Below are 16,711 nucleotides of genomic sequence, written 5' to 3' on the forward strand. Positions count from 1 at the left end.
CATTAAAGTGAAAAACGTAGTCCCAGAATAAATTGTTTAACAGCGGGGAATGTGCCTGGGTCACTTGCGCCGTTGACTAGGCTATAGGGGTCGTTGCTAACCTCAGGATCCACACCAGGATAGCTTGTCCATGTTAGAATATTTGTCGCTGAACCGAATACTGAGGCCTGAGGAATACCGATCCGTTTGCGTAATCCCGCAGGTAGGACGTAGGTTAAGGTCAATGATTTAAGGCGTAAAAATGATCCGTCATATACTGCTGAGCTATTTGTGTAAGCAGTTCCATTTTGTCCGTAAAGAAGTCTTGGCCGTGTAGATGTAGGATTCTCCGGTGTCCATCGACCTAAAATTTCTGTTGTCTTATTTGATCTGTTACTCACATTGTTATTCTGGATATCACCTTGGTACAAAATGTCGTTTCCATAGCTGAACGTAAATAAGGTTGTCAGACTGAGTCCTTTATAGGATATACTATTGGTGTAACCACCGTAAAACTTAGGTTCTGCATGTCCAATGATTTCATTTTCAGGGAAAAATTCACCTTCTGGAATTTTATAACTTGGATCACCAATTCCCAAATAAGGGTCAAAATACATCCAATACTGATTTTTCCCCTTATAGGTATCCACTTGTTCTTGTGTTTGTAATAGACCCGTGAATACCTTTCCATAAATCAGTCCGAGCGGTTCACCTTCCCGGACGATTGCATTCCCGAGGTTATAGTCTGTGATGTCATTTGGATTGGTAAAGTCGCGGTTCACATTGGTTACTAGGGAGCGGTTAAACGAGATATTAAAAGCACCATTCCAAGAGAAGTTCTTCTTTTCTAGAAAGGTGCCACGTAGGGCGATTTCCAGACCTCGGTTACGAATATTGGCCAGATTGGCAATGACATTACGGTAGGAAGAACTACCCGCAACTGCTCTGGTGAACAAAATACCAGAAGTCGCTTTTTCGTAAATTTCTATACTGGCACCAAATTTCGAGTTAAATAAGCTGATATCCAAACCTGCGTCTTTCTGCAGAGTAGATTCCCAACGGATCGCTTCATTGCCGAGTTGTGTAGGTACCATTGCACTTTTACCGCCGTATGCATATGGGCTGTATAAGGTGTAGAACATATTATCGCCAATATTTTGGGTACCTGTGTAACCCGTGCTTGCCCGTAATTTGAGGTCATCTACCCATTTTAGACCCTTCATAAAGGGTTCGTCGGAGATGCGCCAAGCCACACCCCCAGAAGGGAAAAATCCAGTACGGTTGACTTTTGGGAATTTGGAGGAAGCATCCGAACGACCTGTAAAGGTGACAATATAACGGTCCTTCCAGGCATAACGCGCACGTGTATAAAAACTTAGTAGGGAGTTCTGTCCACTGGTCCCAACGGCCGCTGTCACCAAGCTAGCTGATGAAAGGTTGTTCAAATACTTGTCATCAGGATAACCCTGTGCGGTAACACCAAAAAGTTGAGAACGAGTTTTCTGCCAAGAAGTACCACCCACAATATTGAATCGGTGCTGCGCATTGAAAACTTTATCCCAGGTCAATGTATTTTCAAAAAATAGGTCTGTCAACTGATTCTGCGACTGCGATCCCGTTCCTAGACTGGAGGTCCCCACACCGTTTGATGCGGCGATTAAGGCATCACCGGTTACGTAATTGCGTTGGTTCGTACTGTTATAGTTGACTGAAGCAGTGCTTCGAAAAATAAGTTCTGGTAAAATTTTATAATCGGCTGCCACTGATCCTAGGAGAGAGTGACTGGCTGCTCTGTTTATTCCGTCGAGGAGTACAAGTGGATTTTGATAGCCCTGATAATCATATCCTCCTATAGATTCGCCGGTATATTTAGCAATGGAACCATCCGCATTATAAGCTGCAAAAGTTGGCGGGGCAAAGAGTGCCTGTGTATAAAGACCATTGGTGATATTATTAATGGTATAGCCATAACCAAATGTGGCTTGCGTGCGGAGCTTACTAGTGATCTCGTTGTCTAGGTTAATCCGTCCCGACAAACGTTGGAAGTCGGTGCCTAATACAACGCCTTGATTACCGGTATATCCTAAAGAAATAAAATACTGCGAAGCATTACCACCACCCCTAACGGAGAGATCAGCGTTGTCGGATTTTCCTGTCCGGGTGACCAGATTTAGCCAATCCGTATTCGCAGGACCATAAAAATTAGGATTGTTGATCCTGTTGTCAAAATCGACAAGTTCCTCAGGCGTGAGTGTTTCCCCTGCTGCTTTGCGGGCATCAAGGAGGTTGCGATTAGCCTCTTGCATAATCATGATATATTGGTCACGATTGAGCAGGTTGATTGGTCGTTGCTTGCTAATACCATGATAATAATTGGCCTCCAAAGTTGGTTTTTGTTCACGTTTTCCACGTTTGGTGGTAATAATGACAACACCATTGGCAGCCCGAGATCCATAAATTGCTGTGGCAGACGCATCTTTTAATACATCTATTGTCTCGATGTCGCTGATGTTTAGTCCGGCTAGACTATTGAGTCCACGGGCGAATGAGCCAGATACTGCGCTGTTTGGATCGTCAGATCCAAAGCGATCTACCGGGTTGACCACTTCAGCTGAATTGCTCACATAACGATTTTGTACGGTCATTTGCACCCCATCAATAATATAAAGGGGATCGTTACCGCCCATAAGCGAGGTACCGCCTCGAATACGTATTTTGGCAACCCCGCCTGGCGAGCCATCAGCTTGTATGACTTGCACACCGGCAGCCTTACCTGTCAGGGCCTGATCAATACTGGTAAAAGGCACATCCCTGATCTCCTTCACGTCAACAGAGACAACCGATCCGGTCAGATCTTTACGTTTGACACTACCATATCCCACCACGACGGTTTCTTCCAAGGTATTTACCCCAGTTTCCAGCTGTACTTTGATTCCTTCTATGCTATGTTTTGTCGTAAGTTTGATATTTTGTGAAACATGACCGACATACGAAATCCGGAGTACTTGTCCAACGGACGCTCGGATCCGAAAAATTCCGTTTTGATCGGTCAATACCGTGTTGTTGTTTTCCCCTAACACATTCACCGTAACACCAGGCAATGGTCGGCCTTGGCTATCCTCAACAAGCCCTCGAATATTAGACTGGGTCGCTAGTGCCTGTTTTTCTTCCTTTGAAAGAATGATAAGGTATTCCCGATGCATCCGAAAACTGAGGTCAGTATTCGTCAATAGTTCATCGAGGATATCTTTGACAGGTTGATTTTGGGCGTGCACAGCAAATGCTGCACCCAGACCTTCGACGAGATCGTCACCGTAAACAAAGCGATACTTGGTCTGGCTTTCAATTTCTTTTAAAACCGTGCTCAACTTCACCGATGTGAGATGTAAAGTAGCACGTTCATTTTGAGCCAAAGAATTACCTATCGCAGTCAGGTGGAACAGCAGGGTTAGGATGATGGTCAGTTTCACGAGAATGATCGTATTAAAAAGTTTAGGGTAATATCTTCCCTTAACGCGAATTGCGTTATTTTTCATAAGTTTGCAAGGTTAATGTAAACAATTGACAACAGCGCCTAGGATTCGCAGTCACAGCCTGTTGTGTTAATTAACGATTTTGGGAGTATGCCTGGCATGCTCCTTTTTTTTCTCTGTTGGTTAGGTAACTGTATCTTTCATAAGTTTTATTTTATGGATTAGTTAGGTAAATTCTGATGCTGCGTGGCCCGATCTTCCGATAGTTGAAAGGGATGCTGCTCCGTAGGCTTTGGAGCACATTCTGTAGTTCTTCGCGGTCATCGAATGCTGCTGTATATTTTCGGGAACTGATGTCCGAATTTTGGAATTCAATAGTAATATTATACCAGCGTTCTAACGTTTTAGCAATTGAAGACAGCGGTTCGTTAACAAACACAAGTTTCTGGTCGGCCCAAGAGGTTTCGGCCAATCGTTGCTCAGCATCATACTGGGTAACGGTCTCCAATTTGTAATTGGATTTTTTTTCTATGCCTGTTGTATTGTTTTTGGAACTAGGCTGCGCTTCTGCTAGTGGAGCAACGACTTTGTCTTTTGGTTTTAGACGGATAGGTGCTTGGGATCTGCTCTTCAAAATAACCTCCGCACTGCCCTCAATCAGTGAGGCAGCAGTAAGTTCTTCGTTGGCATAGGCTCTGACATTGATCGTTGTCCCCAATACCCGGACTTGCAGTGCCTGAGTCGTTACGGTAAAGGGTAATGCTTTGTTTTTAGCAACTTCCATATACGCTTCACCAACAAGTTTGACCGCACGGTTTGTTTTACCAAATCCATCAGCGATCTCCAATTTACTTGCGGCGTTTAACTTGACCAGTGTGCCATCGACGAGTTTAATTGTTTTCTTTTCAGCAGGTTGCGTTAGGTAAGCATTCGTCTGCGACTGGTTGAAATGATATTGGAAGACATATAGGGAAGTGATCAAACACAGAAAGACAATAGCCGCCGCCGCATAATAGGTCCATTTTTTCTTTAACAGTATGTTTTTGACGGGGGGATCCAAATGGGGCACTAGCCGGACATAGTTTTGCTCGGCATCAATCAAATACAGCGCATCTTGCATAGCCAGCAATTCTTGCTTAGCATGCTGTATAAGTTCCTGCTGCTCGGGATGTTGTTTAATATAACTTTCCCATTTCAAGATTTCCGATGGATCTTGTCTTACCGCATAGCGAAAGAAAGATTCATCCAATATAAAATCCTGAACAGACTGGTATGCACTCATGGTCTAAAAATTAGTCGTTTATATAGATAGAGCCTACCGAGTTTGGTTTTTACCAGTTATTTTTTAGTTAAATATGTAAAAAGCTGTGTGTCTGCTTGTTATTTTTTCTAAAAAACTAAAATAAGATTAATAGGGGGAGAATCTGTTTGAGATTTTGCAGACTAGTGTCTTTTTTTAATGTATTGATGGCGCTATGGATCTGATTGTAGACCGCACGTTTGCTCAGGTTTGTTCTTAGAGTAATTTCATCGTAACTGAGTCCCTCATAATAACGAAGCAGAACGAGCTCACGTTGCCGTTTGGGTAATTGGAGAATCGCATTTTTAAGGACATTAACCCGTGTATTTTCTTCCTGTCGGATAATGAACTGAAACTCTTCAACATCAACCGTATCGGTGTCTTCGTTGTTTTCGAGAAGCTTTTCAAATTTATTTGTATTATTGAGGTCCTTGACTAATTGTCGCTGGTAACTTTTGAAAATATAGTTGCCAACATGATTGGCGTTGCCTATACTTTCGCGTTTTTCCCAGAAATAAAGAAAGGTATTGTTGATGCTGTCCTTTAGGGTATCCCGATCGTCTGTATACCGCAGTCCATATTTCAATAGGCCTTTGTAATAGGACATGTATAACTGCTGTAAAGCAGCTTGTTCTCCACTTCTTAGCGCCTCCCACAATTGTATTTCTAGTATATCGCGATCCTTACTCATGAATGTCTTGTCCTCTACAAAGGTAACATTATGGATATATAAAACGATAATGTTTTAAAAAATGGGCCGGTGGCGAGTGGCGGAAGCAAAATTTACCAAACCATTTCGTTCTGCAACACTTACTAGCTTAAAAAGCCTGAAAACCTATATCCTGTTGTCATTAGATCCGAGAATAGTTGTTTTAAGGCTTCGCGAAGGAGGAGGGACGCCAACGCATTCTACGACGCCCTAAAATTCAGTGTCGGGTTGAAGGGATAACCTGATCAATAAGTATTAATGGATTGGTTATACCATCGCTAATGCATAGCGATTGCTGAACGTGATTGGAAACGTTAGCTATAAATTTAATGAGCTCCGTTTGGAAAATAAATAAGAACCCTCAATTGTTTAAAACTGAGGGTTCTTTATTCTTGAATACCTCTCGATTATTAGATAGTTTTTTTTTTTGTTGCTTCGAGCATAAAAAGCCCTTCAGTAGTCAAGGGAAGTCCTAGAATACGGTTTTGGGCGTGGATGTCGACTTCAACGGAACCGAATCCGATTGTTTGCAATATGTCGATATCTTTGGCTGGACGTTCGTGCTGGCTGATTTCCAGCGCCGATTTGATGGCATTCACCTCTTCAATCGCACCCGATGGGCATTCGTCATGTCTGTCTGTGCTAAAGACGGTTTTTCCGAAATCTGCATCCAGGTTGATCAGCTTACCTCCGGGCTTGAGCACACGATGCATCTCGCGGTAGCATTTTTCCAGATCAGGGATAGTCCAGGTCATTAGACGTGTGAACAGTAGATCAAAGGTATTGTCCTCGAATTGCAGGGACTGCGCATCCATGACGCTATAATTTACATTTAGCTTTAGTTCCTCGCTCACAAGCGTTGCGGCTTCAATCATCTGCGGTGAAAGATCAATGGCTGTCACCTCAAAACCGGCCAGTGTTAGGATATTCGCAAAATATCCCGTTGCAGTACCGACTTCGAGTACGCTGTTTCCAGCTGTTTGATGTCCGACAGACTTAAAAAAATCAAGCCATCGCTCGGTTTCGGGGCGCGACCAGGCCTCATCTCGTTCCTTGCGCCATGAAGCACTTCTTCCATCCCAATAAGTTGCTATTCTTTCAATCATCTCGATACTTTTAGTACATACAAATTTATCCATATTATCCTGAACAAAGGGTTGAATTTATGTCAAGACGAATATATTTTTTCATAAATTAGATTACAGCGATTAGTCTGGTTCTGGAAAAGTAAGCGAGGCTAATTTTACACCAAGATAACTTAAATATATGGGCAAGGTACTTCATCGGGGGCGTTTTATCGTTCCGACTGTAGGCAATAAACAGGTCTGTTGGATGTTGATGATCGGAGTGTTTTTGATGATCTCTTGTCGGACCATCAAAGATCCCGGTATACGGGATGCACTTTATAACAGCAATTGTAATCAACGGAACCTATATAGCTATTCCGCTGATCAACTTCCGGTGGCACTGTACCAACAGCAGTTGTCAAAACGTCTGACGGAGAAATTTGATCACAACACGCTTAACATGGCGAATGCCATAGGGATATTGAATCTGATAGATAAGTATATGCAGCTGCGGACCCGGAGAGATAGTACCAGTGTGGAGGCCCGACTCCGTATCCTGGAGATCAAGCAGGATATTGACCATCGGATAAATGCCGCTTCGATCGAGATTTCTGCCGTTTCTTCGGAAATGGACTGTGAGGAAGAAAGGGTAAGTCAGGTAGCCAATTACCTCAAAGGCAGGCAGGGGGACAGGGAGTCCAAATTGACCAAAGGAGCGATAGTGGTGGGGGCACTTGGTGCTATCCTCGCCGGTGGAGTGGTTAAAAACGAGGGTGTAAGTAATACTATTGGGATAACGGCAGGTATCGGAGAGGCAGGCCTAGGGTTGATGATGATTTTTAATAAAGAGTCTGTTGAGTTTCATCACAAGAGAAATGCCTTAAAGGACGTGTGGGATAACGTAGAAACTTCGGCGATTTTTCCTCCCCTGGTCTGGTATTATCTGAAATATAAAAATCCGTCTGTTGGCCAAGATAAATCTTTAAGAGAGCAGATCGTAGAAAAATGGACCAATCTGGGGCAGATTAACCTGGATCCGAAGAAGTCGTCCGTACCGCTCTTCTTTGGTGAAGGAGGGAAGTACTCTACGGATGAACTGGAGAACCGCGCAGATATGTATGATCAATTGGAATCTAGTATTACGCTTATGAAACAGGATCTTAAGGCTCTTATGTTGGAGCTTGATAAGATTTAATACTGTCATGTCTTCCAAAGGAAGGGTAAGACACAACAACGTTAAACCTGTTCAATGGTAAGGTCTGTATTCGCACAGGTAAATAGCTGCCATGCAAAAAATATAGTAAAGCTCAAGGGCTCATAAGTTAAGATATAAGAAGTCGTGTCTATTTCGTATAATACCACTAAAGTGATACTTGATCTATATTTAATCTATTCTTAATCAATACTTAAACCATACTAATAACGTGCTGGAGAGCCGACTTTATACTCCTTAATTATTCTGCATTCGCTTTCGGTAGGGTAAGTTTATTGATAAAATAGGTGAATATTTTTTTAGATTGTATATTTGCTCCAGACTATATTGACCAAAAAATTAAAACTATGAAAGAAAAGGAACTAACTGAATTGACCGATCAGGAATTGTTGGATAGAAAAAAGCAACAAAAAAGTAGTAAACTGATCAATGCCATACTTGTCGGATTTTGTGTCGGTGTTATTGTTTATGGTGTCGTAAATAAGGGTATTACTATTTTTACGTTTATGCTTATCGTTATGGGCGCTTGGGCTTTTATTCGCTGGAGGAAATCAGACGAAGCACTTGACAATGAATTGAAATCCAGAAACCTGAACGAAAAATAACCCGTAGCGGACCTGTAAAACGAAAATACCGAAGCCATGAAAACTTCGGTATTCTTTTATGAGAGAATTAACGTGCTACTAGGGGGAAGTCTAGGTTTGTTTGTAATGAAGCCATAGCAGGCAATAAACACGATATCGTCGGTTTTTTACTTAAACCGATTACATTTGAACGTTTTAAATCAGCTGTAGGAAAATTTGAAATCATTACAAAAGCCGAGCAGTTGACTGCCAGAGCAGACCGACAGATGATGGTGATCAAGGGATAATCTGAAAGAGATCATTGGCCAACTGCCTGCAGATAGATTCTCTCAGGTACACCTTTCTTATATTGTTTCTCATACTCATATTGACTCCCTGATACGAAATCATATCACGATTGGAACAGCGATAATACCAATCAGTACATCACGCAAAACAACGTTTTTTACGATGTGGGAAGAATGGCACCGCTAAAATACCAGTATTGATGACCTGATTATAGTTACCACCAGAGGCTGTAAATTTTAGGCTTTTGAATCGGAAATGGAACAGAACCGTCGGATTTGCTAAAGGTGAGGTGTTTTTTTGTACCTTCTTCATCAAAATTTAAGCGTCCATCTTGAAGTGTCTTAAATGTTCCCCGATAGGTCGTAGATCCATTAAATAATTCGCCTCGACCGTTTATTTGACCAGATTCGAAGCTACCAGTGTATTTTGAACCACTTGCCCATGTATATATACCATGTCCATTAGGAACCTGTTTGTTAAATTCGCCATTGTAGTTATCGCCATTAGTAAAATAATAAATTCCTGTACTACCTTTACTTGTTGAATATTTTAAATCTTGAAGCTTACCAATATACTTGTTCCCATCTTGAAAATAAATGGTTCCTTCTAAAAAAAGATGGTCAAATATTCCTTCGTACTTATATTCAGGTGTTGTATAAGTTCCTTTTTTTAGGTAATTGTTGACAAATTCCCCTTCTTGAATACTTGAGATATCCCCAGAAAGGTAAAATTTACCCATACCATTATAATATCCATTTTTAAAACCACCCTCATAGCGTATTTTATCTGATTGATATTGGTATTCTTTTCCATAGCTACGATCTCCTTTCTCATCATAAGTACCTTCGAAAACTTTATAGCCCAAGAAGTATTCAGTACCATTACTATACTTTCCGTCGATAAAATTGCCTATATATCGAACCGTGTTATAGTTATCGTAAGATTTCCCTTTTCCGTTGGGTAATCCATTCCTTATATCGCCCGTATAATACGCATGATAAAATGAATCATAAGAATTGTCTTCCCATGGATAATTTTCTACATATCCATTTGTTATTTTTTTCTTTTTTGATTTGTTACTGTACCCTGATTCTACTTTTTTTAGTGATGATGGAGTTGTTGTTTCCGTCTTTTGTTTTGACTGCTCCGCTTTCTTAAAGTTGGGAAGAACCTGTGCGCTGCTCATATGCGTCATTGTTATGGCGAATATGAAAGAGATTAAAAATTTTGTCATCATATTACTATTCTTTTAGAAGATCGATAAATGGTGTTTGAAGTGGCCTTTGTGAATTGCCTTCGATTTGGTTTGCGTTAAATGTACCGGAATAGCTGCTACCATCCTTCCAGGTATAGGTGCCTTTGCCCTGCATCTTGGTACGCCAGAACTCGCCCTCATACCGGTCTCCGTTTGCAAAGTAATATACTCCAGTATGCCCTGTATTGGCTGACTTCATGTACACGATATATCGCCCTACATATTTGGAGCCATCTTTAAATAGTATCTCTCCAGATTGCCAACCTCCATCGTAGAATTCACCAGTCCATATACTTCCATGAGAAAAGGACTTTAACACGCCCTTACCATGGGATCGACTGTTTTTAAATTCGCCTTCGTACATTCCATCTTCCCAGTACTGTTTTCCGGTACCATTAAGTCCGCCATCCTGAAAAGTTCCTTCCAAATTTAGCTTACCTTCATCATCATACATTTTTCCATAACCTTGAAGTTGTTCGTTCTCATTAAATGTTCCCTCTTTCCATTTTCTTCCAGCGGGCGGTGAAGCCTGATAGTAAATACCTGCTATCAGTCTATTATTGCTAAATGTCCCCGTTTTCAATTTACTTCCATCGTAATAAAAATAATAGGTACCCATATTATAGTTTCCGTTGAGGAAAGTACCTTCAAATATGGGGATGCCATTTTGGAAATAGGATTTTCCCTTTCCTTGTGGAAGACCATTTTCTATATGACCAGTATAATAAGCTTTATTGCCCACATCATCTTTAATTGGATAATGCTTTACGTAACCATTGGTAACAAATACCTTTTTGTATGGTATGTGGACAGATCGATTTTCTGTGTTTTTCTGTTTCGAAGTCAACACAGTAACCTTTTTTGGCTGTTCCGTTTTCTTAAAGTTCGGAAGAACCTGTGCGTTGCTCATCGTCATTACGCCAATAACAAGGATGCAACCTGTTAGATATTTGATCATCGCTACCACCATAGTTCGTATATTTTGGGGCTTTGGATCGGAAACTGCGCTGAACCGCCCGCATTGCCAAAAGTATGTTGCCTTTTTGTTCCTTCCTCCTCAAAACTTAGGTGGCCATCGGAAAGTGTCTTGAAGGTGCCACGGTACGTTGTTGCGCCATCGAACAGCTCGCCGGTACCGTTTATGACACCGGAATCGATAATTCCCGTGTATCTTGCACCGTTCCGCCAAGTGTACGTCCCTTGACCATGCAGTTGCTGCTGATAGAATTCACCTTCGTATTTGTCACCATTGGCAAAATAATAGGTGCCTTTATTACCTTTGTTAGTTGAATATTTAAGATCTTGAAGTTTACCACGGTAGCGACATCCGTTATTAAAATGGATGTAACCTTCAATAAATAAAGAGTCAAATAAACCTTCATACCGGTACTCACTGTCATAGTAAATGCCCTGACCTTTCCGCGCACCGTTGATAAAATCGCCTTCGTATGATTCCCACTTATTTTTATAATATTCTTTTCCAAAACCCTCAAGTTTGTAGTCGTTATTGACAGGCCCGTCTGTCCATAGACTACCTTTATAATATATCTTACCCAAAGTGAATCGACCATTGACAAAATAACCGGAAAACTCATATTCTTTGTCTGGGGTATAGGAGTCACCCGCGCCATTTGGGATACCATTGGTAATATGCCCACTGTAGATCTCGTCTCTGACACCGCCATGTTTCCATGAATAACTCTCGACGAGTCCATCCCGAATTATTTTGTCCTTTGGCGCTTGATTCTTCGGCTGCTGCAGCTTCTGTTTTTGAAGCGGTTTTGCGACGGCAGTTTTTATCGGTATCTGTTCTGCCCTCTGGAAGTTGGGAATAACCTGAGCGCTGCTCATCCTTATCAAAACTGTGATAAGGATGAAAAAGATGATATATTTTGCCATGATAGACTCATTTCTTACTATATGATTAATTGATGGGAAAAGGAATCAGAATAGGTTGAGAAGATGTTTCTGTGATCCTATTTGCGTCGAAACTACCCGTATATTTGGTACCATCTTTCCAGGTATAGGTTCCATTGCCATGCATCATCTTATTCCAGAATTCCCCTTCATATTGATCTCCATTTGGAAAATAATAGCTGCCAGTCTTAGCGGTACCTGTAGATTGTAATATGCTGATATACTCCCCAATATATTTGGATCCATCAGTCAATGTTATTTCGCCTTTGTACATTTGACCGTTAAAGATGCCTTTAATTTCACATTCGAAAGCGAGACTCTTATAGGTACCTTGCCCCTGAAAATTGCCGTCCACAAACTCACCTTCAAATTGATCTCCATTTTCATAAGTAATGGAGCCAGGACCAGCTATTTTACCATCTTGATAACTAATGGATGCTACACAATTATCAAAAAACAGATCACCGGTTGAAGGCTTTCCATCAGCTGAAAACATCGCATATGCATACTTGACCCCATTGATATACAATGTGCCCTCAAAGAAACTCCCATCATTAAAATATCCATCAAACTCAAGCTCATAATTCCGATAGGATATGCCTTTTCCATGCGGATAACCATCTTTTGTCTGTCCGAGATAGGAGCCCTCATCATCCGTCCAGAGGTAATGCTCCGATACGGGAGCGATATTGGTATCTGCCTTTTTTACTGTTGCACTCTTTTTTGTCCGAATGTCATTGCGTGATACAGTGGCTTCAATGGTTTTGGGCTTTTTCCGTACTACTTTTGTGAATTGGGGAATGAGCTGCGCATGGCTGAACGGAATGCTAGTCAAGCTGATTAGAAAACAAATAAAATAGTTGATCATGGCGCATAATTTTATTCTATGAAAGATTAGTTATCACTACGAAAGGGAATTTGCAATGGATAGGGACTGGCTTCCTGGGACTGATTAGCATGGAATATCCCAAAATGCTTGGCTCCATTTTTCCAGGTATAGGTTCCTTGTCCATTCATTTGTCTGTTCCTAAATTCTCCCTTGTAAGTATCTCCGTTGGCAAAATAGTAGTTACCCATGTTACCTGTATCGGTAGATTCGAGCAGTGTTTTTAAATCGCCGGCATATCTGGAACCGTCATTTAGATAGATCTGACCGGACCGAAAAATATGATAAAACCATCCAACAGATTTGCTTTTTGTTGTCGCATTGTAGTAACTGCCCTGCCCATTGGGGATTCCCTCTCTAAATTCACCTTCATAAGTATCACCATTGGGATAGTATTTCTTGCCCGCCCCCTGAAATTCACCTTTTGCAAAATTACCTTCGAGGAAAACTCGGCCATTTTCGTCATATACTTTCCCATAGCCTGTAAAATAGCCATCCGGACTATAACTTCCTTCCCGCCACAGTTTTCCATTGCGGTATGCAACACCCTTACTGTAATTGCCGTTGACAAAATCGCCTTCAAATACAAGATTTTCATTGATGTCATAGGCTTTGCCTTTGCCTTCTGGCTTCCCCTTACTCATTGCTCCTGTATAATAGATTTTATAGCGCCCATCTGTTATCAGGTAGTGCTCCACTTGACCTGTATTGATTTTCGCTTGAGACTTGTCTTGGGCGTTGCTCCCATGCGCTATTATCACAGCGAATAGGAAGACGGTTAGCTGCTTTATCATGACGAAATATTATTGATGTAATAACTATTGATCAGTTTGTACTGCTCATCAAAATTGTATTCATGCAACTGCCTTTTTTTTGTAAATTCAAATTTGATATTTTGTTGGGTCTGGCTATCCTTTACCTTTAGCCCGAGTGTACCGTTAATCTTATTTTCGACCATAATCTCGAGCTGATAACCTGTAGTCTTTACGGGCATCTGGGTGATACTGATCAGGCCTAATTCCTGAACTTCCTCGCTCTGATCAAAAAACTGAACTAGCATAAATTGATATTGCTCGGCCTGTTGTTGCGGAGCGATATAAATCCGCTTGATGCCGGTAACGGGAAGCGGGAGATTCTTGCTGACGATTACTTCGGTATCACCGGTATTCATATCCTGCAGTGCAATGTGATAAGTGCTGACATTATTCAGTTCGATCGAAGATTGAAAACCGGTAGCACTTTTGGAAATGCTATTGGCATAGAGCGCCGCTCCTTTGGCGACGCTGGTCAGTGGCTGATGATAAATAATGGTCTGCCTGTCTGTGTCGATCTTTTGTTTCCAGTAATCATATACCAGTGGACTGCTGCTGGCACCACCGATGAGGACAATTTTGTGGATATCAGCCAACTGCAAACCGAGTGAACGCAGTGATTTATTGACTGCCTGCTCGGTCTTCTCAATCAATGCTTTCGCAAGTGCAGCATATGCTGCTTTATCGAAAAATAACTTAAAAAAACGGTTGTCAAGGTAGATCCAGGTACTAAAACCTGCTTGATCCATGACGTTTAATTTAATTTTGATTTCCTCTGAGATGGATTTTAGTTTGTTTTTATTGAGATTGTTGTCTCTCATATTTTCGCCATATAACAGGTGATAGGTATCTATGATCTTTCTTTCAATAATCTCGTCAAATTCTTTTCCACCCAGATTACTGATGCCACCTTTGGCAATTACATGGATGCTATTATTGGCATTAGTCAGGATGGTGAGGTCAAAAGTGCCACCCCCCAGGTCGTAGACCATAATGAGTTCATCAGCAGTGCTGTGCAGTTGTTGCCGATAGAGTATAGCCGCCGCAATTGGCTCATCCAAAATTGTTGTTAGTTCTAGGTCTGCTAATTTTGCAGCCTCTAGTACAGAACGACGTTGGGCGTCGTTAAAGTGAGAGGGAATAGTAATAACGCATTTCTCAATAGGTTCGTTGACAAAAAGCTTGGCATCGAAGATAATTTTCTTCAATATCATAGCGGCAGCGGTTTCACTAAAAAAAGGGCTATGCTGTAGGGCCGTACAGATGGGTAACTGTGTCCCAAACCTTCGCTTGAAAAATCTGAGTAATTCCCGGTCGGGATAGAGCTCAAATAGATTTTGCGCTATCGTACCCACGAATGCCTTGTTATTTTCGAGCATCACCATGCTGGGGGTGGACTGCTCACTTTTACTGTTAAAATCAGGGACAATAACTGGTGTTCCATCTTTTGCTATGGTTGCAACAACTGTGTTGCTCGAACCAAGATCTATGCCTAATACCATGATTTAACTGGTTAATTTATTGTTTGTTTCCATGATTCTGCGATAAAGTAGGTCGTATTCTTTTTCCGCAAATTGAATATTCTGATTTTTGAGATCTATGCTCTGTTGATTGATCTGAAATTCATTTCTTTTGTCCGATAAGGCCTGTTGTTTGGCCGCCACTGAGCCTTTGAGAATTTGCTCTACTTCATTGCTAATATTCTGGGCAAATTCGCGAATATAGTTTGCTAACGCTGCTACCCAATCACGGGAGCTGTCGGTATATATTCTTTTGCCTTCCTGGATCAGATTTTCTCTGGCTTTTTTCAGCTCCCGTTCTTTTTCCTCCTGTCGTTTTCTAGGGATTCTTTTTCGCAGGTCAAAGATTCCATAAATGATCATAAAGAAAATGGTGATAATGGTAAACACCTGAATAAAGGTTTTGGCTTGTTTTAGATAGAGACTGGCAGCACTCAGAAAAGCCCATACACCTTCTTTCTCATCAGTCGGAACAGATGAAAGCATGGTCAAGGGACCAAATAGCCCCACGACAACCATGATAATACCAGTGTAATCCCGTAAAGCAACAAAGTATTCCATCACACCTTTTTTTGTTACTTCGCCAATGTAACCGCGTTGGATGTAGTTATTGGCACTAATTGTTTTTTCTATTTCTATACTTGGATTGATCAGATTGTTAGGGTCGATTGCTTTTAACCCTTTGTCCTGTAGCATGCGATTAACCTTTGCGATGGTTTCTGTGGCCGAGGTGTCTAAAAAGGCGAGATCCTGTTGCATTGCCGAACTCAGGTTGGCAGCTATCGATTTTTTATAATCGGTGAGTTTACTTTCCTTGATCTGTGTTTCGATTTTTTCACTTTTTTCGGCGATATCCTGTTGTTGGAGGTCCTCAAAAGACAACATACTTGCGAAAATGTCAGATTGCAGGTAGAACTCGCCGATGTTGGCTTTGTTTTTCTCTTCATACTTAGCTTTAAAGCCTTTTTCGGTATCGAGGATATTTTTCTGAAGAATCTGACGGGTGCTCGTACTAATTTCATTACCGAGCGAACCGGGTTCCTCTTTACGTAAAATGATATTGTCCTGGACTGTCAGTTGTTTTTGGGTGGCTGCAATTTTTGATTCTGTTGCAATGATTTCTCGTAATGCCTCGACTAAGGGTAAAACGCTCTGGCCAATCGAAATATCAAGCAGCTTGGCGAATGTATAATTGCCAGTATTCAGCCCCTGCTCTATCTGTTGCATCAGATCGTCGTTTTGATCGTCAAACACTCCGAGATTAACGAGCTGGATAGGAGCGGGGAAATATCGGGCTAACAAAGTTTCATTACCAGGGTCATTACTATAATTGCGAAACAAAATAAGGCGATAGTCGGCTTTTTTATAAAGCTGGATAGCCTCCAGAAAATTAGCTTCCAGAAAATCTTCGTCGATAAAGAGTAATGCCACAGCAGCTTGTAGTGTGGGAAATGAACCAATACCAATCTGGGCGGGATCATCAATGTTATTGAAGATATAATGTGCACCATTGGAAAGCGATTTGGCCGCTTTTCGGATCTCAGGCAAAGCTGTGTGAGCATGATACACATCAATGGAAAGTTTGGTCTGCTCGGTAATGCCAGGAAGGCCATTGATAGCCATCTCAAAAAATCCCGTAAAATTGGTCATGCCGATTTCGCGTTGGATCTGGCTAAATTTGTCCGTTATAAAGGTATAATTTCCCATA

14 protein-coding genes are annotated in these 16,711 nt (G+C 41.4%); 3 read left to right on the plus strand and 11 right to left on the minus strand.

All coding sequences use genetic code 11. The annotated features are described in order from the left end of the window. Positions 1–2 precede the first annotated feature (2 nt). The 4 genes from M2408_RS12915 to M2408_RS12930 form a co-directional block, all read right to left on the minus strand. On the minus strand, positions 3–3,515 hold the full coding sequence (locus M2408_RS12915; RefSeq protein WP_259182402.1) for a TonB-dependent receptor: 3,513 nt from the start codon (positions 3,513–3,515) through the stop codon (positions 3–5). Between the two features lie 151 nt (positions 3,516–3,666). Further along, positions 3,667–4,734, minus strand: coding sequence for a FecR family protein (locus M2408_RS12920; protein ID WP_259182404.1), 1,068 nt, complete (start codon positions 4,732–4,734; stop codon positions 3,667–3,669). Between the two features lie 115 nt (positions 4,735–4,849). After that, a complete protein-coding gene (locus tag M2408_RS12925; protein WP_120258617.1) occupies positions 4,850–5,443 on the minus strand; it encodes an RNA polymerase sigma factor in 594 nt (197 codons plus the stop codon). A 428-nt stretch (positions 5,444–5,871) separates the two neighbouring features. Beyond that, entirely contained in the window at positions 5,872–6,567 is a 696-nt protein-coding gene (locus M2408_RS12930; protein WP_259182406.1) for a class I SAM-dependent methyltransferase, read from the minus strand. 160 nt (positions 6,568–6,727) lie between these two features. On the opposite strand from M2408_RS12930, the gene M2408_RS12935 reads away from it, so the two are divergent. From M2408_RS12935 to M2408_RS26370, 3 genes are all read left to right on the plus strand, one after another. Beyond that, a complete protein-coding gene (locus M2408_RS12935) occupies positions 6,728–7,723 on the plus strand; it encodes a hypothetical protein (RefSeq protein ID WP_259182408.1) in 996 nt (331 codons plus the stop codon). Positions 7,724–8,088: 365 nt separating this feature from the next. Continuing rightward, positions 8,089–8,346, plus strand: coding sequence for a hypothetical protein (locus M2408_RS12940; protein WP_259182410.1), 258 nt, complete (start codon positions 8,089–8,091; stop codon positions 8,344–8,346). A gap of 267 nt (positions 8,347–8,613) precedes the next feature. Continuing rightward, the gene (locus tag M2408_RS26370) at positions 8,614–8,799 is read left to right on the plus strand and encodes a LytTR family transcriptional regulator DNA-binding domain-containing protein (protein ID WP_409049490.1); all 186 of its coding nucleotides are present in this window, start codon (positions 8,614–8,616) and stop codon (positions 8,797–8,799) included. Positions 8,800–8,827: 28 nt separating this feature from the next. Here M2408_RS26370 and M2408_RS12945 read toward each other — a convergent pair whose 3' ends face one another. The 7 genes from M2408_RS12945 to M2408_RS12975 are packed head-to-tail and all read right to left on the minus strand — an operon-like array spanning position 8,828 to position 16,710. Next, complete coding sequence (locus M2408_RS12945; RefSeq protein ID WP_259182412.1) at positions 8,828–9,850, minus strand: hypothetical protein; 1,023 nt, start codon at positions 9,848–9,850, stop codon at positions 8,828–8,830. 4 nt (positions 9,851–9,854) lie between these two features. Next, a complete protein-coding gene (locus M2408_RS12950) occupies positions 9,855–10,838 on the minus strand; it encodes a hypothetical protein (protein ID WP_259182413.1) in 984 nt (327 codons plus the stop codon). After that, entirely contained in the window at positions 10,829–11,767 is a 939-nt protein-coding gene (locus M2408_RS12955) for a hypothetical protein (RefSeq protein ID WP_259182414.1), read from the minus strand. Before M2408_RS12955 ends, M2408_RS12950 begins: the two co-directional genes overlap by 10 nt. Positions 11,768–11,792: 25 nt before the next feature. Continuing rightward, positions 11,793–12,653 carry a hypothetical protein gene (locus tag M2408_RS12960; RefSeq protein WP_259182416.1) on the minus strand — a complete coding sequence of 287 codons (861 nt, stop codon included), beginning with the start codon at positions 12,651–12,653 and terminating at the stop codon, positions 11,793–11,795. A 26-nt stretch (positions 12,654–12,679) separates the two neighbouring features. Then, positions 12,680–13,465 carry a hypothetical protein gene (locus M2408_RS12965; RefSeq protein WP_259182417.1) on the minus strand — a complete coding sequence of 262 codons (786 nt, stop codon included), beginning with the start codon at positions 13,463–13,465 and terminating at the stop codon, positions 12,680–12,682. Continuing rightward, positions 13,462–14,985, minus strand: coding sequence for an Hsp70 family protein (locus tag M2408_RS12970; RefSeq protein ID WP_259182420.1), 1,524 nt, complete (start codon positions 14,983–14,985; stop codon positions 13,462–13,464). Before M2408_RS12970 ends, M2408_RS12965 begins: the two co-directional genes overlap by 4 nt. A gap of 3 nt (positions 14,986–14,988) precedes the next feature. Then, entirely contained in the window at positions 14,989–16,710 is a 1,722-nt protein-coding gene (locus M2408_RS12975) for a hypothetical protein (protein WP_259182422.1), read from the minus strand. Position 16,711 lies beyond the last annotated feature (1 nt).

Source organism: Sphingobacterium sp. BIGb0165 (assembly GCF_024810095.1).
Taxonomy (GTDB): Bacteria; Bacteroidota; Bacteroidia; order Sphingobacteriales; family Sphingobacteriaceae; genus Sphingobacterium; species Sphingobacterium detergens.

Bases quoted from the DNA above. Each gene is read 5' to 3' on its own strand.
- M2408_RS12915 (WP_259182402.1), bottom strand. From the start codon at position 3,515: ATGAAAAATAACGCAATTCGCGTTAAGGGAAGATATTACCCTAAACTT.
- M2408_RS12920 (WP_259182404.1), bottom strand. From the start codon at position 4,734: ATGAGTGCATACCAGTCTGTTCAGGATTTTATATTGGATGAATCTTTC.
- M2408_RS12925 (WP_120258617.1), bottom strand. From the start codon at position 5,443: ATGAGTAAGGATCGCGATATACTAGAAATACAATTGTGGGAGGCGCTA.
- M2408_RS12930 (WP_259182406.1), bottom strand. From the start codon at position 6,567: ATGATTGAAAGAATAGCAACTTATTGGGATGGAAGAAGTGCTTCATGG.
- M2408_RS12935 (WP_259182408.1), top strand. From the start codon at position 6,728: ATGGGCAAGGTACTTCATCGGGGGCGTTTTATCGTTCCGACTGTAGGC.
- M2408_RS12940 (WP_259182410.1), top strand. From the start codon at position 8,089: ATGAAAGAAAAGGAACTAACTGAATTGACCGATCAGGAATTGTTGGAT.
- M2408_RS12945 (WP_259182412.1), bottom strand. From the start codon at position 9,850: ATGATGACAAAATTTTTAATCTCTTTCATATTCGCCATAACAATGACG.
- M2408_RS12950 (WP_259182413.1), bottom strand. From the start codon at position 10,838: ATGGTGGTAGCGATGATCAAATATCTAACAGGTTGCATCCTTGTTATT.
- M2408_RS12955 (WP_259182414.1), bottom strand. From the start codon at position 11,767: ATGGCAAAATATATCATCTTTTTCATCCTTATCACAGTTTTGATAAGG.
- M2408_RS12960 (WP_259182416.1), bottom strand. From the start codon at position 12,653: ATGATCAACTATTTTATTTGTTTTCTAATCAGCTTGACTAGCATTCCG.
- M2408_RS12965 (WP_259182417.1), bottom strand. From the start codon at position 13,465: ATGATAAAGCAGCTAACCGTCTTCCTATTCGCTGTGATAATAGCGCAT.
- M2408_RS12970 (WP_259182420.1), bottom strand. From the start codon at position 14,985: ATGGTATTAGGCATAGATCTTGGTTCGAGCAACACAGTTGTTGCAACC.
- M2408_RS12975 (WP_259182422.1), bottom strand. From the start codon at position 16,710: ATGGGAAATTATACCTTTATAACGGACAAATTTAGCCAGATCCAACGC.